Annotated in this window: 15 protein-coding genes; 6 read left to right on the top strand and 9 right to left on the bottom strand. The window is 73.3% G+C overall.

Annotated features, from left to right (window positions below; translation table 11 throughout):
• Position 1: 1 nt before the first annotated feature.
• Positions 2–2,440 carry a Tex family protein gene (locus DDQ41_RS28425; RefSeq protein ID WP_109297027.1) on the top strand — a complete coding sequence of 813 codons (2,439 nt, stop codon included), beginning with the start codon at positions 2–4 and terminating at the stop codon, positions 2,438–2,440.
• A gap of 489 nt (positions 2,441–2,929) precedes the next feature.
• Here the strand turns inward: DDQ41_RS28425 and DDQ41_RS28420 are convergent, their stop codons facing one another.
• On the bottom strand, positions 2,930–4,591 hold the full coding sequence (locus DDQ41_RS28420) for an ABC-F family ATP-binding cassette domain-containing protein (RefSeq protein ID WP_109297026.1): 1,662 nt from the start codon (positions 4,589–4,591) through the stop codon (positions 2,930–2,932).
• A gap of 218 nt (positions 4,592–4,809) precedes the next feature.
• The gene (locus DDQ41_RS28415) at positions 4,810–6,462 is read right to left on the bottom strand and encodes a BCCT family transporter (RefSeq protein WP_109297025.1); all 1,653 of its coding nucleotides are present in this window, start codon (positions 6,460–6,462) and stop codon (positions 4,810–4,812) included.
• A 751-nt stretch (positions 6,463–7,213) separates the two neighbouring features.
• Between DDQ41_RS28415 and DDQ41_RS28410 the strand changes: the two genes are divergently transcribed.
• Both DDQ41_RS28410 and DDQ41_RS28405 read left to right on the top strand, forming a co-directional pair.
• Positions 7,214–8,983, top strand: a complete 1,770-nt coding sequence (locus DDQ41_RS28410) for a M1 family metallopeptidase (protein WP_109297024.1) — start codon at positions 7,214–7,216, stop codon at positions 8,981–8,983.
• Between the two features lie 139 nt (positions 8,984–9,122).
• Positions 9,123–10,166 carry a LacI family DNA-binding transcriptional regulator gene (locus DDQ41_RS28405; RefSeq protein ID WP_109297023.1) on the top strand — a complete coding sequence of 348 codons (1,044 nt, stop codon included), beginning with the start codon at positions 9,123–9,125 and terminating at the stop codon, positions 10,164–10,166.
• A gap of 166 nt (positions 10,167–10,332) precedes the next feature.
• Here DDQ41_RS28405 and DDQ41_RS28400 read toward each other — a convergent pair whose 3' ends face one another.
• Positions 10,333–11,277 (bottom strand): oxygenase MpaB family protein, encoded by a 945-nt coding sequence (locus tag DDQ41_RS28400; protein WP_174720333.1) that lies wholly within the window; start codon positions 11,275–11,277, stop codon positions 10,333–10,335.
• Between the two features lie 367 nt (positions 11,278–11,644).
• On the opposite strand from DDQ41_RS28400, the gene sph reads away from it, so the two are divergent.
• Complete coding sequence (gene sph / locus DDQ41_RS28395; RefSeq protein WP_109297022.1) at positions 11,645–12,643, top strand: sphingomyelin phosphodiesterase; 999 nt, start codon at positions 11,645–11,647, stop codon at positions 12,641–12,643.
• 35 nt (positions 12,644–12,678) lie between these two features.
• Here the strand turns inward: sph and DDQ41_RS33155 are convergent, their stop codons facing one another.
• Entirely contained in the window at positions 12,679–12,969 is a 291-nt protein-coding gene (locus tag DDQ41_RS33155; RefSeq protein WP_394342201.1) for a hypothetical protein, read from the bottom strand.
• Here DDQ41_RS33155 and DDQ41_RS28390 point away from each other — a divergent pair.
• Positions 12,934–13,899: a cation diffusion facilitator family transporter gene (locus DDQ41_RS28390; protein ID WP_394342197.1), complete on the top strand. Its 966-nt coding sequence runs from the start codon at positions 12,934–12,936 to the stop codon at positions 13,897–13,899. The two genes, DDQ41_RS33155 and DDQ41_RS28390, sit on opposite strands and share 36 nt — an antisense overlap.
• Positions 13,900–14,117: 218 nt before the next feature.
• Here the strand turns inward: DDQ41_RS28390 and DDQ41_RS28385 are convergent, their stop codons facing one another.
• A complete protein-coding gene (locus DDQ41_RS28385) occupies positions 14,118–14,666 on the bottom strand; it encodes a hypothetical protein (RefSeq protein ID WP_109297020.1) in 549 nt (182 codons plus the stop codon).
• Positions 14,667–15,166: 500 nt separating this feature from the next.
• On the opposite strand from DDQ41_RS28385, the gene DDQ41_RS28380 reads away from it, so the two are divergent.
• Positions 15,167–15,922: a MerR family transcriptional regulator gene (locus DDQ41_RS28380; RefSeq protein ID WP_109297019.1), complete on the top strand. Its 756-nt coding sequence runs from the start codon at positions 15,167–15,169 to the stop codon at positions 15,920–15,922.
• A 480-nt stretch (positions 15,923–16,402) separates the two neighbouring features.
• Here DDQ41_RS28380 and DDQ41_RS28375 read toward each other — a convergent pair whose 3' ends face one another.
• The 4 genes from DDQ41_RS28375 to DDQ41_RS28360 form a co-directional block, all read right to left on the bottom strand.
• A complete protein-coding gene (locus DDQ41_RS28375; protein WP_109297018.1) occupies positions 16,403–18,601 on the bottom strand; it encodes a 3-hydroxyacyl-CoA dehydrogenase NAD-binding domain-containing protein in 2,199 nt (732 codons plus the stop codon).
• A gap of 43 nt (positions 18,602–18,644) precedes the next feature.
• Positions 18,645–19,859: an acetyl-CoA C-acetyltransferase gene (locus DDQ41_RS28370; protein WP_109297017.1), complete on the bottom strand. Its 1,215-nt coding sequence runs from the start codon at positions 19,857–19,859 to the stop codon at positions 18,645–18,647.
• Between the two features lie 243 nt (positions 19,860–20,102).
• A complete protein-coding gene (locus tag DDQ41_RS28365) occupies positions 20,103–21,245 on the bottom strand; it encodes an acyl-CoA dehydrogenase family protein (protein ID WP_109297016.1) in 1,143 nt (380 codons plus the stop codon).
• Positions 21,242–22,429 carry a CaiB/BaiF CoA transferase family protein gene (locus DDQ41_RS28360; RefSeq protein ID WP_174720332.1) on the bottom strand — a complete coding sequence of 396 codons (1,188 nt, stop codon included), beginning with the start codon at positions 22,427–22,429 and terminating at the stop codon, positions 21,242–21,244. Before DDQ41_RS28360 ends, DDQ41_RS28365 begins: the two co-directional genes overlap by 4 nt.
• Between the last annotated feature and the right edge of the window lie 55 nt (positions 22,430–22,484).

Below are 22,484 nucleotides of genomic sequence, written 5' to 3'. Positions count from 1 at the left end.
CGTGACGACGTCCATCGAAGGCAGGATCGCCGAGGAACTCGGCGTACGGGAGCGGCAGGTGAAGGCGGCCGTCGAGCTGCTCGACGGCGGGTCCACCGTCCCGTTCATCGCGCGCTACCGCAAGGAAGCGACCGAGATGCTCGACGACACGCAGCTGCGCACGCTCGAGGAGCGGCTGCGCTATCTGCGGGAGCTGGAGGAGCGGCGGACCGCCGTCCTGGACTCCGTACGCGAGCAGGGCAAGCTCACCGACGAGCTCGAGGCGCAGATCCGGTCCGCCGACACCAAGGCCCGTCTGGAGGACGTCTACCTCCCCTTCAAGCCCAAGCGGAGGACCAAGGCGCAGATCGCCCGCGAAGCCGGGCTGGAGCCGCTCGCCGACGGACTGCTCGGCGATCCGACGGTCGAACCCCTCGCGGCCGCCGCCGCGTTCGTCGACGCGGGCAAGGGCGTCGCCGACTCCGCGGCCGCGCTGGAGGGCGCCCGCGCCATCCTCGCCGAGCGCTTCTCCGAGGACGCCGACCTCATCGGCGAGCTGCGGGAGCGGATGTGGACCCGGGGCAGGCTGGCGGCGAAGGTCCGCGACGGCAGGGAGGAGGCCGGCGCGAAGTTCGCCGACTACTTCGACTTCGCCGAGCCGTTCACCGAACTCCCCTCGCACCGCGTGCTCGCGATGCTCCGCGGCGAGAAGGAGGACGTCCTCAGCCTGGAGCTGGAGCCGGAGCCGGAGGAGCCCGCGGACGGTCCTTCGACGTACGAGGGCATGGTCGCCCGCCGCTTCGACGTGGCCGACCGGGGCCGGCCGGCGGACAAGTGGCTGCTGGACGCGGTGCGCTGGGCCTGGCGGACCCGGATCCTCGTACACCTGGGCATCGATCTGCGGCTGAGGCTGCGGACGGCCGCCGAGGACGAGGCGGTACGGGTCTTCGCCGCGAACCTGCGGGACCTGCTGCTCGCCGCCCCCGCCGGGACCCGTGCGACGCTGGGCCTCGATCCCGGCTTCCGTACGGGAGTGAAGGTGGCGGTGGTGGACGCGACCGGCAAGGTCGTCGCCACCGACACGGTCTACCCGCACGTGCCGGCGAACAAGTGGGACGAGTCGCTGGCGAAGCTGGCCCGGCTGGCCGAGGAGCACGCCGTCGAGCTGGTCGCCATCGGCAACGGCACGGCGTCCCGCGAGACGGACAGGCTGGCCGCGGACCTCATCGCGAAGCACCCCGAGCTGAAGCTCACCAAGGTGATGGTGTCGGAGGCGGGCGCGTCGGTGTACTCGGCGTCCGCGTTCGCCTCGCAGGAACTGCCGGGCCTGGACGTCTCGCTGCGCGGCGCGGTGTCCATCGCCCGCCGGCTCCAGGACCCCCTCGCCGAGCTGGTGAAGATCGACCCCAAGTCGATCGGCGTGGGCCAGTACCAGCACGACCTCTCCGAGGTGAAGCTCTCGCGCTCGCTGGACGCGGTCGTCGAGGACTGTGTGAACGGCGTCGGTGTCGATGTGAACACCGCCTCGGCACCGCTGCTGTCCCGGGTCTCGGGCATCGGTGCGGGGCTCGCCGGGAACATCGTGGCCCACCGCGACCAGAACGGCCCCTTCCGCTCCCGCAGGCAGCTCAGGAACGTGGCGCGGCTCGGCCCGAAGGCGTACGAGCAGTGCGCGGGCTTCCTCCGGATCCGCGGCGGTGACGACCCGCTGGACGCGTCCAGTGTGCACCCCGAGGCCTACCCGGTGGTGCGGCGCATGGTGAAGACGACCGGCAGCGAGATCGCGTCGCTCATCGGCAACACGGGGGTGCTGCGCTCACTGCGCCCGGACGACTTCGTGGACGAGTCCTTCGGCCTTCCGACGGTGACGGACATCCTGCGGGAGCTGGAGAAGCCGGGGCGCGACCCCCGTCCGGCGTTCCGGACGGCGACCTTCAAGGACGGGGTCGAGAAGATCTCCGACCTGGCGTCCGGGATGGTGCTGGAAGGCGTCGTGACCAACGTGGCGGCGTTCGGGGCGTTCGTGGACGTCGGCGTCCACCAGGACGGCCTGGTGCACGTCTCGGCGATGTCGCGCACGTTCGTCAAGGACCCGCGGGACGTGGTGAAGCCGGGCGACGTGGTCAGGGTGAAGGTCCTGGACGTCGACATCCCGCGCAAGCGGATCTCGCTGACGCTGCGGCTGGACGACGAGGCGGCGGCGCAGCCGGGCGGCGGTGGCGGCCGGCGCCGCGACCAGGGCGGCGGCCGGCCGCCGCAGCAGCGCCAGGGCGGCCGTGACCGCCGCCCGGCCGCCGGTTCGGGCTCGGGTTCGGGTTCCGGCTCCGGCTCCGGCTCCGGCTCCGGCTCGGGTTCGGGCTCGGGTTCGGGTCGTCGCGCGGCGCCCCCCGCCAACAGCGCGATGGCGGACGCCCTGCGCCGGGCCGGTCTGCTGGACGGCAGGGGAGGCGGCGGGCGCTGACCACGCCACGGCCGCGCGGCCGTTGTCCGCGCGGCCGGTCGGCCCGGGTGCCGTCGCCGCGGGCCGTTCGGTACCGTGCGCCGTCTCCGCGGGCCGTTCGGTACCGTGCGCCGTCTCCGCGGGCCGGATCGGCGGCGGCACCCGGGGCGGTCCGCGGCGGGCTCCGCGTGTGCGTCCGAGTGGGCGTCCGAGTGGGCGTCCGAGTGGGCGTCCGGATCTTGGACGCCGTCCTCGTCCTCTGCGCCGGTTCGGATCGGCTCACCCCGGGGGTGGTGCCAGCCACACGGCTTCGCGCGATGGGAGACGGCCCGCGGGGGCCACCGCGCGGCCCGGCAAGAAGGACGGCGTGCGGCAGGCGCTGTGGCGTCCTGCCGCGGGCCGGCCGGAAAACCGCGGATGGCGGGCGCCGCACCGGCGCCGACGTCCTCGGCCGCCTTCTCGCCGTGCCGGTCCCCGGAGCCCCGAGCGGGGCCCTGCCGAAACGCCCCTTCAGCGCTCGGTGACCTTGCCGTGCGCCACCTCGAGGCGCCTGGTGGTGCGGACGGCGTCCAGCATCCGGCGGTCGTGGGTGACCAGCAGCAGCGTGCCCGGATAGGAGGCGAGCGCGGACTCCAGCTGCTCGATGGCGGGCAGGTCGAGGTGGTTCGTGGGCTCGTCGAGCACGAGCAGATTGACGCCCCGGCCCTGGAGCAGGGCCAGGGCCGCCCGGGTTCGCTCACCCGGGGACAGGCCGACTGCCGGGCGCAGTACGTGGGCCGCCCTGAGGCCGAACTTGGCGAGCAGGGTGCGCACGTCGGCGGGCTCGGTGCCGGGGACCGCCGCGCAGAACGCGTCCAGCAGCGACTCCGTGCCGTGGAACAGCCTACGGGCCTGGTCGACCTCACCGACGACGACACCGGAACCGACGGCCGAGTGCCCGGCGTCCAGCGTGAGCCTGCCGAGGAGTGCGGCGAGCAGCGTCGACTTGCCCGCGCCGTTGGCACCGGTGACGGCGACCCGGTCGGCGAAGTCGATCCGCAGCGACACGGGGCCGAGGCGGAAGTCGCCCCGCCGCACCTCGGCGTCGCGGAGGGTGGCGACGACCGACCCCGAGCGGGGAGCGGCCGCGATCTCCATGCGCAGCTCCCACTCCTTGCGGGGTTCCTCGACCACCTCAAGGCGTTCGATCATGCGCTGGGTCTGGCGCGCCTTCGCGGCCTGCTTCTCGCTCGCCTCGCTGCGGAACTTGCGGCCGATCTTGTCGTTGTCGCCTGCCTTGCGCCGCGCGTTCCTGACGCCCTTGTCCATCCAGGAGCGCTGCATCCGGGCCCGGCCTTCGAGGGCGGCCCTCTTGTCGGCGTACTCCTCGTAGTCCTCGCGGGCGTGCCGCCGCGCGGTCCCGCGTTCCTCCAGATACGCGGCGTAGCCGCCGCCGTAGAGCGTGATCTGCTGCTGGGCGAGGTCGAGTTCGAGGACCTTGGTGACGGTACGGGAGAGGAACTCCCGGTCGTGGCTGACGACCACGGTGCCCGCGCGCAGACCGGTGACGAATCGCTCCAGCCGCTCCAGCCCGTCCAGGTCGAGGTCGTTGGTCGGCTCGTCGAGGAGGAAGACGTCGTACCGGGACAGCAGCAGGGAGGCGAGCTGGGCCCGGGCCGCCTGGCCACCGGAGAGCGCGGTCATCGGCCGGTCGAGACCGGCGTGGAGGCCGGCGTGGAGACCGGCGTGGAGACCGAGCGAACCGGCGATCTCCTCGGCGCGCTCGTCGAGGTCGGCGCCGCCGAGCGCCAGCCAGCGCTCGAGGCTCGCCGCGTAGGCGTCGTCGGCACCCGGCGTACCGTCGGCGAGGCCCCGGGCGGCCTCGTCCATCGCCTTCTGGGCGGCGGCGACCCCGGTACGGCGGGCGAGGAACCCCCGTACGGTCTCCCCCTCTCGCCGCTCCGGCTCCTGCGGGAGGTGGCCCACCGCGGCGGTCGGCGGGGACAGCCGCACCTCACCGTCTTCCGGGGCGTCGAGGCCGGCGAGCAGCCGGAGCAGAGTGGACTTCCCGGCGCCGTTGGCGCCGACGAGGCCGATCACGTCACCGGGCGCGACGACGAGGTCGAGCCCGGCGAAGAGCGTGCGGTCGCCGTGTCCGGCGGCGAGGTCCTTGGCGACGAGGTTCGCGGTCATCAGGGGGCCGAGTCTAGGGCGTGCCGGAAGGTGGCTCCGACCCGGACGGCGACCGGACCACGCCGAAGGCTCCGGACGGCGGGCAGGCCGCGCCGAAAGCCCCGGACGGCGACCGGACCATACCGAAAGCCCCGGACGGCGGGCAGGCCGCGCCGAAAGCCCCGAGCGGCGCGCGGAGAGCGCTCCGGCCGGGCGGGGCCGTCCCCGAGGGCCGCGGGTCACTTCTCCGGCGGCGTCGGCCCGATGCGGAGTTCGAAGTCGCCGTCGTACCTCTCGTGTCCCGCGATGACCGCGAGGTCGACGGCCTCCTCCCCGCGCCGGCCGCGCAGGATGATCGGGTCATGGCGCAGATCGCGCATCAGCGCGAAGCACATCGCGGTCATCACCACCAGGAACGGCGCCGCGACGAGGATGGTGAGGTTCTGGAGTCCCGCTAGGGCGTCCCCCTTCCCGCCGCCGATCAGCAGCATCACGGCCGCCACGGCGCCGGTGACGCTGCCCCAGAACACCACGACGAAGCGGCTTGGTTCGAGGGCGCCCTTCTGCGAGAGCGTCCCCATCACCAGGGACGCCGCGTCGGCGCCGGAGACGAAGAAGATGGCGACGAGGACCATCACGAGCAGGCTCGTCACCGTGGCCGCCGGGTACTGCTGCAGCACGGCGAACAACTGGCCCTCGGGCGTGGTCTCGCCGCCGAGGCGGCCGCGCTCCTGGAGCGTCATCGCCGTACCACCGAAGATCGCGAACCAGCAGAGGCTGACGGTGCTGGGCACCAGGATCACACCGCCTACGAACTGGCGGATGGTCCGGCCCCGGCTGATGCGGGCGATGAACATGCCCACGAAAGGCGTCCACGAGATCCACCAGGCCCAGTAGAAGACCGTCCAGCTGCCGAGCCAGTCGGCGACCCCGGCGCCGCTGGACGCCTCGGTGCGGCCGATCAGCTGCGGCAGTTCGCCGAAGTAGGCGGCGATCGAGGTGGGCAGCAGGTCGAGCACGATGATGGTCGGCCCGGCGACGAAGAGGAACACGGCGAGCAGCAGGGCCAGCACCATGTTGGTGTTGGACAGCCACTGGATGCCCTTCTCGATGCCGGACACGGCGGAGAGGATGAAGGCGAGCGTCAGCACGGCGATGATGACGACGAGCAGCGCCGTGCTCACCCTGGTCATCCAGCCCAGTTCGCTGACTCCGCTGCCGATCTGGAGGGCGCCGAGTCCGAGGGAGGCGGCCGAGCCGAACAGTGTGGCGAAGATGGCGAGGATGTCGATGAGCCGGCCGCCCCAGCCTCGGGCGTGCTTCCTGCCGATCAGCGGCTCGAAGACCGCGCTCACCGTCTGGCGGCGGCGGCGCCGGAAGGTGCTGTAGGCGATGGCGAGCCCGACGACGGCGTAGATGGCCCACGGGTGCAGTGTCCAGTGGAACAGGGTCGTGGCCATCGCCGTCTCCATGGCCTGCGCCGCGTCCGCGGGATCGGTGCCCGGCGGCGGGTCGGTGAAGTGCGCGAGGGGCTCGCTGACTCCGTAGAACATCAGGCCGATGCCCATACCCGCGCTGAACATCATCGCGATCCAGGAGACGGTGCGGAACTCGGGGCCCTCGTCCTCCCGTCCGAGCGGGATCCGCCCGTAGCGGCTCATGGCGAGCCAGAGCGCGAAGATCACGAAACCGGATGCGGCCAGGACGAACGCCCAGCCGCCGTTGTGGATGAGTCCCGCGAGCATGGCGCCGGACACCCGCCCGAGGGTGTCCGTGGCGACGGCTCCCCAGAGCACGAACGCGACCGTGAGGACGGCGGTGACCCCGAAGACCACCCGGTCCGTGGCCGTCCCGCGCCTCGTCGGCTCCGGCGGCCCGGGGATGTCCGTCACCCGAGGACTCGCCGGGTCCGCCGGCCGTTGTGCGTCAGATGGGTCGTCGTGCGGCACTGAGGGTCCCTTTCGCGGGTGAACGGAGCCGGGGTTCGCTCTCCTGAGGGCCCTCCTACCACGTGAGGCGAGATTCATACGGAATCGGCAGCGGGTGATCGGACTCCCGGTCGTGAGGCGGTACGCGGCACGTTCGTCGGGCAGCAGGGGCTCCGGGTGCCCTCGGTGACCGCCGCACGGCGCGACCGGACCGTCCGGCCTTCGGGCCGGGGGATGACACCGCGCAGGGCGGGTTCCTCCGCGGCCCCGGTGCACCGGGCGGCCGTGGGCCGGCGGCCGCAGGGCGGGTCCCGGACGGTCCCGTCGGATGCCGGGGGATCGCCGCCGGCACCGCCGTACCACTCAGGGCTCGCGGTGCCGCGCCCGCAGCAGGAGCAATACGGGGCGGGGTCCGTGACGGCGGGTACTTTCCGGCCATGTCGCGCCGGCGCTTCCCGGGTCGGACGCGGCCGACGGTGCCGACGGTGCCGACGCCGGGGAGGCTGCGGCCGGCGCGGCGGGGGAACGCCGCCGCGCCCCGTGCGATGTGCACGTATCGGCGTGGGAGCGGACGGTACTCCCGTCGACTGCCGCGCGGCAGGGGGAGACAGCGAACCGTACGAGGACAGGAGCGACACATGGAGACACCCGGTATGCCGACCCGTCGGCGATCGCGGCACGGCGGGCGCCGTGGGCATGAGGGAGCGTCGGGCGGGTGAACGGGTTCCGGCGGGTCCGTCCGCCCCAGGCGCCGGGAGCGTCCACGCACCGCCGACTCCTCGTCACCGGGGCGCTTTCCGCATCGCTGCTGCTGCTGGTCCCGGCGTCCGCAGCCGCGGGAGGCCCGGGAAGGTCCCCTGGCGACGGCGCCGCGCCCGGGGCCCCGGGCATCGGCGACCCCTACTACCCGGCCAGCGGAAACGGCGGCTACGACGTCTCGCACTACGACCTGCGGCTGAGGTACCGGCCCGCGACGGATCTCCTGGAGGGTACGGCGACGATCATCGCGACCGCCCTGGAGGACCTGACCCGGTTCAACCTGGACTTCGGCCTGACGGTCAGTGAGGTGCGGGTGAACGGCCGGGAGGCCGCGTTCACCCGCAGCGGTGACCACGAGCTGGAGGTCACGCCCGTCACCCCGCTGCGGAAGAACCGCACGGTCCCGGTGGTCGTCCGGTACGCGGGAAAGCCCTCCGAGCTGAAGATCGGCGGGTGGACCGCCTGGCACCGCACCCCGGACGGCGGTGTCGCCGCGCAGGAGCCGGCCTCGGCCGTGTGGTGGTTCCCGTCCAACGACCACCCGCTCGACAAGGCCACCTTCGACATCTCCGTCGCGGTCCCGGACGGAACCCAGGCCATCAGCAACGGCGTGCTGCGGTCACGGTCGTCACGGCTCGGCTGGACCCGCTGGAACTGGCGGTCCGACAGACCGCAGGCCACGTATCTCGCCACGCTGGCGGTCGGGAGGTTCGACATCACCACGGACACGACCGCGAACGGCCTGCCGGTACTCAACGCCTACAGCAGGGACCTCGGGGACAACGCGGGCGCGGCACGGGCCAGCGTCGAGCGGACCGCCGAGGTCGTGGAGTGGCTGGAGGGCGTCTTCGGCCCGTACCCGTTCAACGCGCTCGGCGGCTATGTCCCGAACGTGCCCAGCGGGTACGCCCTGGAGACGCAGACCCGGCCCTTCTACAGCCCCCGGCAGTTCGCGGCCGGCGCAAACGTCTCGGTGGTCGTCCACGAGATGGCCCACCAGTGGTACGGGGACAGCGTCTCGGTGAAGGGATGGAGGGACATCTGGATCAACGAGGGCTTCGCCCGCTACAGCCAGTGGCTCTGGTCGGAGAAGGAGGGCGAGGGCACGGCACAGGAACTGGCCGACCACGTCTACGCCCTGCGTCCGGCGGACGATCCGTTCTGGACGGTGAAACCGGGCGACCCCGGACCGGACAGGCAGTTCGACCTCGCCGTGTACGACCGCGGCGCTCTCGCCCTTCAGGTGCTGCGCAACAAGATCGGTGACGAGGACTTCTTCACGGTGCTCAGGGGCTGGCCGGCCGAGTACGCGGACGGCAACGCGAGCGTCGGCGACTTCGTGGCGTACGCCGAGAGGATCTCCGGCCGGCAGCTCGCGGCCCTGTTCGACACCTGGCTGTACCAGCCGTCGAAGCCGGCCCTGTCACCGGGAGCGGCGGCCGGAGCCGCGCCTGCACTCCGCGGCGCACGGTCCTGGGCGCGGCCGGCCGAGCCGAGGTCGTACCGCAGGATCGCCGCCACCGACACGGTGCACGACCACGGCCGCGACCACGCTCGCGGTCGCGGTCACGGCCGCACTCAGGATCGCGCTCCAGGCCTCGCTCCGGGCCTCCTCTCTCAGGGCCGCGCTCAGGGCCGCGCTCAGGGCCGCGCTCAGGGCCGCGACAACGGCCGCCACCGGGACCAGGTCCAAAACCTCAGCCAGGACCTCAGCCCGGATCGCTGACCGGACCTCAGCCCGGATCGCCGACCGGCGGTATCCGCAGGCGCTGCCGCCCGTGCCCGCGCGCGGCGGCGCCTGCGGATACCCTGGCCCCCTGACGACCCGTGCCGCCCGTACGGACACCGCCGGTGAGGAGCGTCCCGTGCCCGATCGGAGCAGTGGGCCCCGGCCCACCCTGGAGGCCGTCGCCGCGCGGGCCGGGGTCTCCCGGGCGACGGTGTCCCGCGTCGTCAACGGCGGGGCGGGGGTGCGTGCGCCGCTGGCCGAGCGGGTGCGGAAGGCGGTCGTGGAACTCGGCTACATACCCAACCAGGCGGCCCGCAGCCTGGTCACCCGGCGCAGCGGTGCGGTCGCCGTGATCATCGCGGAGCCGGAGTTCCGGGTCTTCTCCGACCCGTTCTTCGAACGCCAGGTGCGCGGCATCAGCCGGGAGTTGGTCGTCCACGACTCGCAACTGGTACTGCTGTGGGCCGAGGGCCCCGACGACCACGATCGGATAGCCCGCTATCTCGGCGGCGGGCACGTCGACGGCGCACTCGCCTTCTCCCTCCACGAGAGCGACGAACTCCCCTCGGTGGTGCTGGCGTCGGGAGTACCCGCGGTGTTCGGCGGCCGCCCCGGCGGGCCCGGCGCGGGCTCCGAGCATGCCGTACCCTACGTCGACTGCGACAACCGGGGCGGGGCCCGGACCGCGGTGCGCCATCTCGTGGGGCTCGGCCGCGACCGGATCGCCCATATCGCGGGGCCCCGGGACCAGACGTCGGCCCTGGACCGGCTCCACGGCTACCGGGACGTGCTACCGGACGCCGAGCCGGCACTGACCGTCCAGGGCGACTTCACCGCGCGCGGCGGGGAGCTGGCGATGGCGGGGCTGCTCGACGGGGAAACCGCCGCGCCGGACGCGGTGTTCGCCTCGAACGACCTGATGGCCGCGGGGGCACTGAGGCTGCTGCGCGAGCGCGGGCTGCGGGTGCCGCACGATGTCGCGCTGGTCGGCTTCGACGACATGGCGCCGGTCGCCGAGGCCACCGATCCGCCGCTGACGACGGTCCGTCAGGACATCGAGGGGAACGGCAGGCTGATGGTACGGCTGCTGATGGAGCTGCTGTACGGGGGCGACACGGATGCCGCTCCCCCGGCCTCGGTGATCACGCCCACCACACTGGTACGGCGCGCCTCGGCGTGAATCACGCCCGGGACCCCCGGGTGCGCGACCCGGTCCGGACGTCTCCGGAGGCCACCGGAGGCCACCGAACGTCTCCGGACGCCTCATGGCGCGCACCGGCATCACCCGGCGCCACCGGACGGCGGCCGACAGCAGTCCCCCGGCCCCGCCGGGTGCGCTCCCGGCATCACCCGGCCCGCCGGGCGGGCGGACCGGCGGACCGCCCGCCCGGCGGCAGCAGTCCCCCGGCCCGGGCCCGGCGGCGGGCCTCCCTGGCCTGCGGCAGATAGCGCATCCGCTCCGGAAGCAGGGGCACCACGGTCCGGACCACCCGGCCGAAGCGGCGCAGCCGCCGCTCCTGCTCGCCGGTCCAGGGCAGTCCGATCGCCGCTCGGGCGTCCGGCGGCATCAGCCCGATGGTGAGAAATCGCCTCAGCCGGAGGAACCCGGGCAGCACCAGCGGCCAGCACAGGCGCAGCAGCAGCCGCAGCGGCGGGGGCCCGAAGACGGGTGGCGGCAGCCGGCGGTCGGTGGCTACGAGGTCCCGCACGACCGCGTTCGCCTCCAGTTCGCCGGCCAGGACCCGTCGGTAGTACGGCCAGAACTCCTCGACGGTCCCCGGCATGTCCCGGTCCCTGATGCCGAGCACCCGGCCGACCATCAGCCACTCCTGGTAGAGCCGGCGCTCCTCGTCCTCGGTGAACGGCCGGTACAGATAGCGAAGCGCGTGGCGGTAGACGGGGAAGCCGGTGGCATGGACCCACGCGTAGTACTCGGGGGTGAGCGCATGGTAGCTGCGGCCCCGGCCGTCGGTGCCCTTGATTCCCCGGTGCAGCCGCCGCAGCCGGCGGCCCTCCTCGGCCGCGGCTTCCCCGCCGTACACCCACAGTTGGAGCGAGCGCAGTGAGCGCTCGCCGCGCCCCCAGGGGTCGACGCGGAAGACCGAGTGCTCGTCGACGCCGGCGCCGACGGCGGGATGCGCGACCTGCAGGGTCAGCGCGGCGGGGAGCATCAGCAGCCCGCGGACGTCGCCGACGAGGGTCCACAGGACGCCGCCGGGCGGCGGGGGCAGGGGGCCCGGCCCGGCCCTCCCGTGCGACCTCCGCGTCAGCGGCTCCTGCGGCCTGGTCATGGGTGTGCTCCCGGTGGCTGATGGGCGCGGAGCGCCCGGTCCCACGTTCCAGTATGCGATCTCGAGCCGGTGGGCGGGAGCTGGTGGGGGAAGGAGGCGGACCGGGGCGGAAGCGGGCCGAGCGGAAGCGGGAGCGGGCTGGAAGCGGGAGCGGGCTGGAAGCGGGAGGGGGCTGGAAGCAGGCGGTAGGGGTGGGCGAACCACCGGAAAGCGCCTCCACACCTCCCGGACAGGGGGACATATCCGTACACGTTCCATAGAGCGCGGAACTCCGGCAAGAAACCCCGCACCTGACGGTTACCCCCAGGTAACCACCGCTGCTTTGATGTGCGCGCCGAACCACCCCCCACCAGAAACGGGAGTCAAAGTGCCGCACTCCGCGCTCCGCCGCGCGTCCGGAGCAGTCCTCTCCACCGCGCTCGCCGCCACGACCCTGGCGCTTGCCGCGCCACCGGCATCCGCCGCCCCCGGGCAGGCCGGCGCGGCGACGCCCTCGCTGAAGGTCCTGACGTACAACGTCTTCCTGTTCAGCAAGACCCTGTACCCCAACTGGGGCCAGGACCACCGGGCCGCCGAGATCCCGAGGGCCCCGTACTTCCAGGGCAACGACGTCGTCGTGCTCCAGGAGGCGTTCGACAACTCCTCCTCCGAGGCACTGCAACGCAACGCCCGTGCCCAGTACCCCCATCAGACCCCGGTGATGGGCCGCAGCAAGAGCGGCTGGGACGCGACGGGCGGCGCCTACTCGGCGGTGGTGCCGGAGGACGGCGGGGTCACCGTCCTCAGCAAGTGGCCCATCGTGCGCAAGGAGCAGTACGTCTACAAGGACGCCTGCGGTGCCGACTGGTGGTCCAACAAGGGCTTCGTGTACACCGTCCTGGACGTGAACGGCAGCCGGGTGCACGTGGTGGGAACCCATGCCCAGTCGACCGACCCGGGCTGCGCGGCGGGCGAGGCGGCGCGGATGCGCAGCCGCCAGTTCAGGGCGCTCGACGCGTTCCTCGACGCCAAGAGGATCCCGGCTTCCGAACAGGTACTGGTGGCGGGCGACTTCAACGTCGATACACACACCGCGGAGTACGCGACCATGCTCGCCGACGGCGGGCTCACCGACGCGGACGGCCGGACGGGTCACACGTACTCGTTCGACACCCGGGACAACTCGATCGCGGCCGACCGCTATCCGGGCGAGCCGCGCGAGGACCTCGACCACGTCCTGCACCGCGCGGGGCACGCCCGCCCGGCCGGCTGGCGGAACGACGTGGTCAAGGAACAGAGCGAGCCCTGGACGGTGACCAGTTGGGGCACCGACTACACCTACACCAATCTCTCGGACCACTACCCGGTCGCCGCCTTCGGGCAGTAGCCGGGAGGAGGCAGTCGCGAGGCCTTCGCAGCTGGTCAGGGGCCGCTTCTCGACAGTGGCTGCAACCCTGTCCGGCTGCCATGGTGGTGTCCATGACGAGCCATGGACACGAGCATGGGCAGGGGCGGGGCCACGGCCACGACCACGGCCACGACCACGACCACGGCCACGACCACGGCCACGACCACGACCACGGCCACGGGCACGGCCACGGCCACGGGCACGGACAGGGGCACTCGGAGGAGCGCTCCGGGGGCCAGGCGCAAGGAGGTGGGGCCGGCCGGGTTTCCGTGCGCGGGCACCACCGCCATCACCATCACCACCATGGCGAACGCATGGACACCGCGCTCGAAGGCTCGGCCGAGGGGCTGCGGACGCTCTGGTTCTCCTTCGCCGTCCTGGCCGCGACGACCGCCGTGCAGGCGGTCATCGCGGCCCTGTCGGGGTCGGTGGCGCTGCTCGGCGACACGGTCCACAACGCCACCGACGCGCTCACCGCGCTGCCGCTCGCCCTGGCGTTCGTGCTGGGCCGCCGGGCCGCGACCCGCCGCTACACCTACGGCTTCGGCCGCGCCGAGGACCTCGCCGGGGTCTTCGTCGTCCTGGTGATCGCCGCCTCCGCCGCCTTCGCCGGGTACGAGGCGGTCCGGCGGCTGCTGGACCCGCAGGACATCACCCACATCCCGGCGGTGGCCGCGGCCGGACTCGTGGGGTTCGCGGGCAACGAGTGGGTGGCCAGGGCCCGGATCCGCACGGGGCGCCGCATCGGGTCCGCCGCGCTGGTGGCGGACGGACTGCACGCCCGCACCGACGGGTTCACCTCCCTCGCCGTGCTGCTCGGCGCCGGCGGCGCGGCACTGGGGTGGCGGTACGCGGACCCGCTCATCGGCCTCGTCATCACCGGGTTGATCCTCCTCGTGCTGCGCGGCGCGGCGCGCGAGATCTGGCACCGGCTGATGGACGCCGTTGATCCGGCCCTGGTGGACGCGGCCGAGCAGGCACTCTCCCGTGCCGAGGGAGTGCGGAGGGTGGGTTCCGTGCGGCTGCGGTGGCTGGGGCACACACTGCGCGCCGAGACCTCGGTCGAGGTCGACCCCGGCCTCACCGTCGTGGAGGCGCACGCCGTGGCGGTCGCCGCCGAGCACGCCCTGCTCCACGCGGTGCCCCGGCTGGCGGGCGCGACCGTGCACATCGACCACGCGGGCACGGCCGGCCGGGATCCGCACGCCCCTCTCGACCACCACTTCGCCCCCTGACCACGGCCCCCTGACCGCTGCCCACGGGGCCGCAGGCCGGCGAGCCCGTGGACCGCCGGACCCGTGGACCGTTGGACCGGGGTACGGGAGGCCGGGGTACGGGAGCCCGGGCAGGCGGGAACGGCTCAACGATTACGGCTCAACAGGGACGGCCTGCCGGTCGACCGCGTCCCTCGCCCCCACCCGCCGGACCGGGTACCACTTCACCGGTCCCGGGTCTACCGGTACCAGGCGGCGGCGCTCCAGGCGTACAGCGCGACGGTCGCGGCCACGCAGACGATGACCGCCCAGGAGCCGAGGCCGGTGTGTCGACCGGAACGCGAGGCCCGTGCGGGACGACCGCCGCGCGCGGGCCGGGCCGGGCGGGCCGTGCGGGCCGTGCGGGCCGTGCGCGGGCCGGCGCCTCCGGAACGCAGCGAGAAGCGACCGGGCCGGGCGGAGGGAGCGCCGGCGGAGGGCACCGTGCACGGCAGGGGGTCCGCAGCGGCCTCGGCGAGCAGCCGGCGGCAGACCGCGGCCAGTTCGGCCGTGGCCGCCCCGCCGCTCACCACCGCCTCCGAGCGCGCGGGGGCCGTCGTACCGCCGTCGAGTATGCGGCCGGCACGCAGCAGGAGTTCGTCCCGACCGCCGCTCGGTGCGAGGCTGATCCAGCGCCGTACATGCTCACCGCGGATGACGACGCCTCCCGCGCGGTCCCGGTACACGGTGTGTTCACGCCACAGGACATCCGCCAACTCCACGGCAGTCTCCCTCAGTTGCGCGCTCATGCTCTCCCCGTCCCCCGTGTGCCGCTCGAACAGGCACCGCACTCTAGCGTCAACCGCGCGACCGGCCGCGCGCGGGCCGCGCTCCGGGGCCGTCCGCCGTCAGCGGCCGGCCCCGCTCGTGGCGGGACGACTCCGCGACCGCCACCCCCACCGCAGAGCCCTCGCCCCACCGCCACCGCCACCCCACCGCGGAGCCCTCGCCCCACCGCCACCGCCACCCCCACCGCGGAGCCCTCGCCCGGCAGCCCGGGGCGCCGCGAGCAGACGCCCCCGGCTCGGCGCCCGTACCTCCGGCGCGACAGCACCCGCCCGGCTCACCCGGTTAACCCGGTTCACCCGTTTCCTCCGGGAATGCCCCCAGGTGTGCAGGCCCCGTACGCGGGCGCCCCGGGTGTGCAGACCCCCGAAGCGGCGGCCCGGCCGCTCCCCGGGTTTCACAACCCCGGTGAGACAGCAATACTGTTCCACCGGAGGGGTGCACACATGGAGCAAGGAGGACGATGGCGACCGAGACCGAGGGGCCGACACTGACCGTCGACGAACTCGCCGCCCGCGCGGGCGTCACGGTCCGCACCATCCGGTTCTACAGCACCCGCGGTCTGCTGCCGCCCCCGCAGATCGGCCCGCGCCGCGTCGGCCGCTACGGCGCGGAGCACCTCTCCCGGCTGGCCCTGATCGAGGAACTCCAGCACCAGGGCATGACGCTCGCGGCCATCGAACGCTATCTGGAACAGCTGCCCCCCGGGCTGAGCGCGCAGGACCTGGCGATCCATCGGGCGCTGGTGGCCTCCTGGGCGCCCGAGTCGGCGGAGGAGACCGGTCTGCGGGAGCTGGAGCGCCGGGCCGGGCGGCCCCTGTCGGACCGGGACATCGACCGGCTCGCCGCCATGGGCGTACTGGACCGCACGGCCACACCGGACGTGTTCCGGCTCGACGGCGGACTGCTGCGGCTCGGCGTCGAACTGCTCGACGTCCCCATCGCACACGAGACCATCCTCGCCTCCCGCACCGTCCTGCTGGAGCACGCCCGTTCGGCCGCCCAGGAGCTGACCAGGCTGTTCCGCGACGAGGTGTGGGGCCCCTACCGCGAGCGCGAGTCCGGGGCGGACCATGTCGCCGCGATGAAGTCCCTCTCGGCCCATATGCAGCCCATGGTCGTGCAGGCCCTGGTCACGGCCTTCCAGCGGTCCCTGCGCACGGAGCTGCGTGCGGCGTTCGGGACCGGTGGGGAAGCGCCGGGAGCCCGGCCCGGATAGTGCCGGCGGACGGGTCCCCGCGGGGGACGCCGCGGCTCGGCCGGGCGCCGGGAGCTTCCCGGCCGCAACCGGAACTCCTCGGCTCGACGGCGCACCGGCGGCACACGTGCCGGTGCCGGAACTCCGTCGGCGTGCCGCAACCCGGCCGCCCCACCCGGTGACCCACGCCGGGGGACGTCTGCGCCCCGCCGCCCGGAGGCCTCGGACCGAGGCGCCGGACGGGGGCCCCGGACGGCGGCCGCGCCCCGTCCGCGGCGACCAGCACGGTGCGACCCATCCGCAGCGACCCGAACGGCGCACCTGCGGGAGCCACCTGTACGGCCCGCGCCGGTGGCGGGCCCGTACAGGTGGCGCCCCGGCCAGTTCATGCCCCGGCCAGTTCATGCGCCGGACCGGTCATGTCCCAGGCCTGTCATGTCCCGGGCCGGTCATGTCCCGGGCCGGTCCGGGTCGGGCGTCCGGACCGGCCGGGGCGCCGGGTCACTCGTCGGTGAAGACCTCGCCCCGCTCGGCCTTCTCCACCAGGAGCGCCGGGGGCTCGAAGCGCTCGCCGTACGCCTCCGCCAGCCGGCGCGCCCGCGCGACGAAGCCGGGCAGGCCGTCGCCGATGCCGTCCCGGCCGCGGTACCCGTTGACGTACTGGAGGACACCGCCCGTCCACGCCGGGAAGCCGATGCCCATGATGGAGCCGATGTTGGCGTCGGCGACCGACGTCAGCACGCCCTCCTCCAGGCACCGGACGGCGTCCAGCGCCTCGGCGAAGAGCATCCGCTCCTTCATGTCCTCGAACGGCACATGCACGCCGGGCTTGGCGAAGTGCTCGCGCAGACCCGGCCAGAGCCCGGAGCGCCGGCCGTCCACGTAGTCGTAGAAGCCCGCGCCGCCGCTGCGGCCCGTGCGCCCGAACTCGTCGACCATCCGGTCGACGACCTCGTCGGCGGGGTGCGGGGTCCAGGTGCCGCCCGACTCCTCCACGGCCCGCCGCGACTCGCCCCGGATTCTGCGCGGGAGGGTGAGGGTGAGTTCGTCCATCAGCGACAGGACCTTCGCCGGGTACCCCGCCTGGGCCGCGGCCTGCTCCACCGACGCGGGCTCGACGCCCTCGCCGACCATCGCCACGCCCTCGTTGATGAACTGCCCGATCACCCGCGAGGTGAAGAAGCCTCGGGAGTCGTTCACCACGATCGGGGTCTTGCCGATCTGGCGGACCAGGTCGAAGGCTCGCGCGAGCGCCTCGTCACCGGTGCGCTCCCCCTTGATGATCTCCACCAGCGGCATCCTGTCCACCGGCGAGAAGAAGTGCAGGCCGATGAAGTCGGCGGGCCGCTCCACTCCCTCGGCGAGCACGGTGATCGGCAGCGTCGAGGTGTTGGAGCACAGCAGCGCGTCCGGCTCGACGACGTGCTGGATCTCCTGGAACACCTTGTGCTTGAGCGCCGGGTCCTCGAAGACCGCCTCGACGACCGCGTCGCAGCCCGCGAGGTCGGCGGGATCGGCCGTCGGTGTGATCCGGGCGAGCAGTTCGGCTCGCTTGGCCTCCGTCGTCCGGCCCCGGCTCAGCGCCTTGTCCAGCAGCTGCCGCGAGTACGCCTTGCCCCGCTCGGCCGCGTCGGCGCTGACGTCCTTGAGGACCACCTCGATGCCCGCCCGGGCGCAGGAGTACGCGATGCCCGCGCCCATCATCCCGGCACCGAGGACGGCGACCCTGCGGACCTCGCGGGGCTCGACGTCCTTGGGGCGGTTGGCGCCGGAGTTGACCGCCTGGAGGTCGAAGAAGAAGGCCTGGATCATGTTCTTGGCGGTCTGGCCGGTGAGCAGCTCGGTGAAGTACCGCGCCTCGATGACCTGGGCCGTCTCGAAGTCCACCTGGGAGCCCTCGACGGCGGCGGCGAGGATGTTGCGCGGCGCCGGGAAGGGGGCGCCGTTCAGCTGCTTCTTGAGGTTGGCCGGGAAGGCGGGCAGGTTCGCGGCGAACTTGGGGTTCGACGGCGTGCCGCCGGGGATCCGGTAGCCCTTGACGTCCCAGGGCTGCTGCGACTCGGGGTGCGCATCGATGAAGGCGCGCGCCTTGGCCAGCATCTCCTCGGGCGTCGCGGCGACTTCGTGGACGAGCCCGTTCTCCAGGGCGCGCCGGGGGGAGTACTGGGTGCCCTGCAGCAGCACCTTCAGCAGCGCGTCGGCGATGCCCATGAGGCGCACGGTGCGGGTGACACCGCCGCCGGCGGGCAGCAGTCCGAGGGTGACCTCGGGCAGACCGATCCTGGAGCCGGGCGCGTCGAGCGCGATGCGGTGGTGGCAGGCGAGGGCGATCTCGTAACCGCCGCCGAGCGCCGCGCCGTTGAGGGCGGCGACGACGGGCTTGCCCAGGGTCTCGATGCGGCGGAGCGCCCGCTTGATGCCCATGCCCATCTCGAAGGCCGCCCCGGCGTCTTCGGGGCCGACCCTGATCATGTCCTTGAGGTCGCCGCCCGCGAAGAAGGTCTTCTTGGCGGAGGTGAAGACGATGCCGCGGATGGAGTCCTGCTCCGCCTCGGCGCGGTCGGCGATCGCCTCGATCGAGCCGCGGAAGGCCCGGTTCATGGTGTTGGCGGACTGGCCGGGGTCGTCCAGGACGAGGGTGACGATGCCGGTCTCGTCCTGCTCCCAGCGGATGGTGGTGCTCGTCGGCGTTGCGGTCATTGCTGCTTCTCCGTACGGGGGAAGGGGCGGGAGGGACGAGGGGTCAGACGCGTTCGACGATCGTGGCGATGCCCATGCCGCCGCCGACGCAGAGGGTGGCGAGGCCGTACCGCTTGTCCCGGCGCTCCAGTTCGTCGACGAGGGTGCCGAGGATCATGGCCCCGGTGGCGCCGAGCGGGTGGCCGAGCGCGATGGCCCCGCCGTTGACGTTGACCTTGTCGAGGGAGAGTCCCATGTCCTTGACGAAGCGCAGGACGACGGCGGCGAACGCCTCGTTGATCTCGACGAGGTCGATGTCGTCGATCGTCAGTCCGGCCCGGGCGAGCGCCTTGCGGGTGGCGGGCGCCGGCCCGGTGAGCATGATGGTCGGCTCGGATCCGGAGACCGCCGCGGAGACGATCCGCGCCCGGGGCGTGAGACCGTACCGCCGGCCGACCTCCTCGGAGCCGACGGCCACGAGCGAGGCGCCGTCGACGATGCCCGAGGAGTTGCCCGCGTGGTGGACGTGGTCGATCCTCTCCACCCAGTGGTAGGTCTGGAGCGCGACGGCGTCGAAGCCGCCCATGTCCCCGATGCCCGCGAACGACGGCTTGAGGGCGGCCAGCGAGTCCGCGGTGGTGCCGGGGCGCAGGTGCTCGTCGTGGTCGAGGACGACGAGGCCGCTGCGGTCCCTGACGGGGACGACGGAGCGGCCGAAGCGGCCGTCCTTCCAGGCGGCGGCCGCCCGCTCCTGGGACAGCGCCGCGTACTCGTCCACGTCCCGCCGGGAGAAGCCCTCGATGGTGGCGATCAGGTCGGCGCCGATGCCCTGCGGCACGAAGTGGGTGTCGAAGTTGGTCATCGGGTCGGCGAACCAGGCCCCGCCGTCGGACGCCATCGGCACGCGGGACATCGATTCCACGCCTCCGGCGAGCACCAGGTCCTCCCAGCCGGAGCGGACCTTCATCGCCGCCATGTTGACGGCCTCAAGGCCCGAGGCGCAGAAGCGGTTCTCCTGGACGCCCGCGACGGTGTCGGGGAGTCCCGCGGCGATGGCGGCGATCCGGGCGATGTCCGAGCCCTGGTCGCCGACCGGGCCCACGACTCCGAGCACGATGTCGTCGATCGCGGCGGGGTCGAGGCCGGGGAAGCGGGAGCGGATCTCGTGGATCAGGCCGACGACGAGGTCGATGGGCTTGGTGCCGTGCAGGGCGCCGTTGGCCTTGCCGCGGCCGCGCGGGGTGCGGATCGCGTCGTACACATACGCTTCGGTACTCACAACAGAGCCTTTCGCTTCACGGGTGAGGGTGAGGCAGCGGGAGGTTCGGGAGGACGGTGTGCGGCCGGCTCGGCCGCTCTCCGCGGGCCGGCCGGGCGAACCGGCGGGTCGGGAGGGACGGGCAGGTCTGAGGGACGAGCAGGTCTGAGGACGGGCAAGTCTGAGGGACGGGCAGTTCGGGGAAGCTGCGTTCGGGGGAAGCAGCGGGCCGGGGGAAGCGGCGGGCCGGGGGACGCGGCCCGGTCAGGAGAGCAGCGAGCGGCCGATGATCTCCTTCATGATCTCGGTGGTGCCCCCGTAGATCGTCTGGATGCGGCCGTCCGTGAAGGCCCTGGCGACCCGGTACTCCGCCATGTAGCCGTAGCCGCCGTGCAGTTGCAGGCAGCGGTCGGCGACCCGCTTCTGCAGTTCCGTCGCCCACCATTTGGCCATCGAGGCGTGCACCGCGTCCAGCCGCCCCTCGCCGTGGTCGACGATGCAGCGGTCGAGGAACGTCCGGGTCACGGCGCACTCGGTGGCCATCTCGGCTATCTCGAAGCGGATGTGCTGGAGCTTCGCCAGCGGCCGGCCGAACGCCTCGCGCTCCTTCACGTACCGCGTCGTGATCTCCAGCAGATGCTCGGCGACGGCGACGGCTGCGACGGCGATACTCAGCCGCTCCTGGGCCAGGTTGGTCATCAGGTGGACGAACGCGCCGTCGAGCCGCCCGAGGAGGTTCTCCTTGGGGACCCGCACGTCCTGGAAGAACAGCTCGGCCGTGTCCTGCGCCTTCTGGCCGATCTTGTCGAGGTTGCGGCCGCGTTCGAAGCCCGCCATGCCGCGCTCCACGACCAGCAGCGACAGCCCCTTGGCACCCCCCTCGGGGGCGGTCCGGGCGACGACGATCACCAGGTCGGCGAGGATGCCGTTGGAGATGAACGTCTTGGACCCGTTGAGCAGCCAGTGGTCGCCCTGTTCCTCGGCGGTGGTGCGGATGCCCTGGAGGTCCGAGCCGGCGCCCGGCTCGGTCATCGCGATGGCCGTGACGGTCTCGCCGCTGCAGAAGCCGGGCAGCCAGCGCCGCTTCTGCTCCTCGGTGGCGAGGGAGGTGAGGTACGGGCCGATGACGTCGTTGTGCAGCCCGATCGCGAGGCCGGAGGCGCCGGCGCGGGCGAACTCCTCGGTGAGGACGGCGCTGTAGCGGTAGTCGGTGTTCCCGCCGCCGCCGTACTCCTCGGGCACGGCCGGCCCCAGCAGGCCCTGGCGGCCGGCCGCCAGCCAGACGTCGCGGGAGACGACTCCGGCCTTCTCCCACCGCTCGTAGTGGGGCAGCACCTCCTTGCCGAGGAAGGTGCGGACGGTCGCGCGGAACGCCTCGTGTTCGGCGTCGAAGATCTGTCGTCTCATCTCTGAAGCCCCTTCGGGCCGGCTGCGGTCGGGTCCGGTCGGTTGGCGCGGGCGTCGAGGATGCCGGGAACATCCCAGTCCCGTGCGATCTCCTCGGTGTCGGCGCCGGGTTGTGCGGGTGGGCGCCGGACGGCGCCGGGGGTGGCTGAGAAGCGGGGCGCCGGGGCCGGCTGGGTGATCCCGCCGTGGCGGGTGAAGGTGCCCCGGGCCAGGAGGTGCGGATGCCCCGGCGCCTCGCTCAGCGAGAGCACCGGCGCCACACACGCGTCCGACCCTTCGAACACCGCGGTCCACTCGTCACGCGTCCGGCTCCGGAAACGCTCGGCGACGGCGGCGCGCAGCTGCCCCCAGCGGGTGAAGTCCTTGCGGGCGGGCACCTGGCCCTCGATCCCGAGCAGCCGGATGAACTCGTCGTAGAACCGCTGCTCGAGCGCGCCGACCGCCATGTACCGGCCGTCGGCGGTCTCGTAGCTGCCGTAGAAGGGGCAGCCGCCGTCGAGGAGGTTGGCGCCCCGGCGGTCCTGCCAGCCGCCCGCGGCCATCATCCCGTGGATCATCGTGGCGAGGTGCGCGGCGCCGTCGACGATCGCCGCGTCCACGACCTGCCCGGTGCCGCCGGGGCTTCGGGCGTGCTGGAGTGCGGCCAGCACGCCGATGACGAGGTACAGCGAGCCGCCCGCGTAGTCCCCGAGGAGGTTCGCGGGGACCGCGGGCGGCTCCTCCGCCTTCCCGATCATGCCGAGGGTGCCGGTGACGGCGATGTACGAGATGTCGTGCCCGGCACTCTCGGCGAGCGGCCCCTCCTGGCCCCAGCCGGTCATCCGGCCGTAGACCAGCCGCGGGTTGCGGGCACGGCACTCCTCGGGCCCGACCCCGAGCCGCTCGGCCACACCGGGCCGGTAGCCCTCGATGAGTACGTCGGCGCGCTCCACGAGGTCCAGGACGCGGCCGGCGCCTCCCTCGGCCTTGAGGTCGACCAGCACGGACCTCTTGTTCCGGTTCGTCAGGTCGTGGGCGGGGTCGATCGCCGGCCCGGCGCCGCCGGGCCGGTCCACGCGCACGACGTCGGCGCCGAGGTCCGCCAGCAGCATGGCGGCGAAGGGTCCGGGCCCGATGCCCGCCAGTTCGACCACCCGCACACCGGCCAGCGGACCGCCGGGCGGGCCGTGCCCTGTCGCTGCCATGAAGCCCCCAGCTCTGTGACACAACTGATGTAACATCGGTGATGTTAAGAACACG

It is taken from the genome of Streptomyces spongiicola (genome assembly GCF_003122365.1).
Classification (GTDB): Bacteria; Actinomycetota; Actinomycetes; order Streptomycetales; family Streptomycetaceae; genus Streptomyces; species Streptomyces spongiicola.
Note: the sequence above shows the minus strand (reverse complement) of the source record. Positions and strands in the feature narration are given on the sequence as shown.

Bases quoted from the DNA above. Each gene is read 5' to 3' on its own strand.
- DDQ41_RS28420 (WP_109297026.1), bottom strand. From the start codon at position 4,591: ATGACCGCGAACCTCGTCGCCAAGGACCTCGCCGCCGGACACGGCGAC.
- DDQ41_RS28400 (WP_174720333.1), bottom strand. From the start codon at position 11,277: ATGACCAGGCCGCAGGAGCCGCTGACGCGGAGGTCGCACGGGAGGGCC.
- DDQ41_RS33155 (WP_394342201.1), bottom strand. From the start codon at position 12,969: ATGGTGGTGATGGTGATGGCGGTGGTGCCCGCGCACGGAAACCCGGCC.
- DDQ41_RS28385 (WP_109297020.1), bottom strand. From the start codon at position 14,666: ATGAGCGCGCAACTGAGGGAGACTGCCGTGGAGTTGGCGGATGTCCTG.
- DDQ41_RS28380 (WP_109297019.1), top strand. From the start codon at position 15,167: ATGGCGACCGAGACCGAGGGGCCGACACTGACCGTCGACGAACTCGCC.
- DDQ41_RS28375 (WP_109297018.1), bottom strand. From the start codon at position 18,601: ATGACCGCAACGCCGACGAGCACCACCATCCGCTGGGAGCAGGACGAG.
- DDQ41_RS28365 (WP_109297016.1), bottom strand. From the start codon at position 21,245: ATGAGACGACAGATCTTCGACGCCGAACACGAGGCGTTCCGCGCGACC.
- DDQ41_RS28360 (WP_174720332.1), bottom strand. From the start codon at position 22,429: ATGGCAGCGACAGGGCACGGCCCGCCCGGCGGTCCGCTGGCCGGTGTG.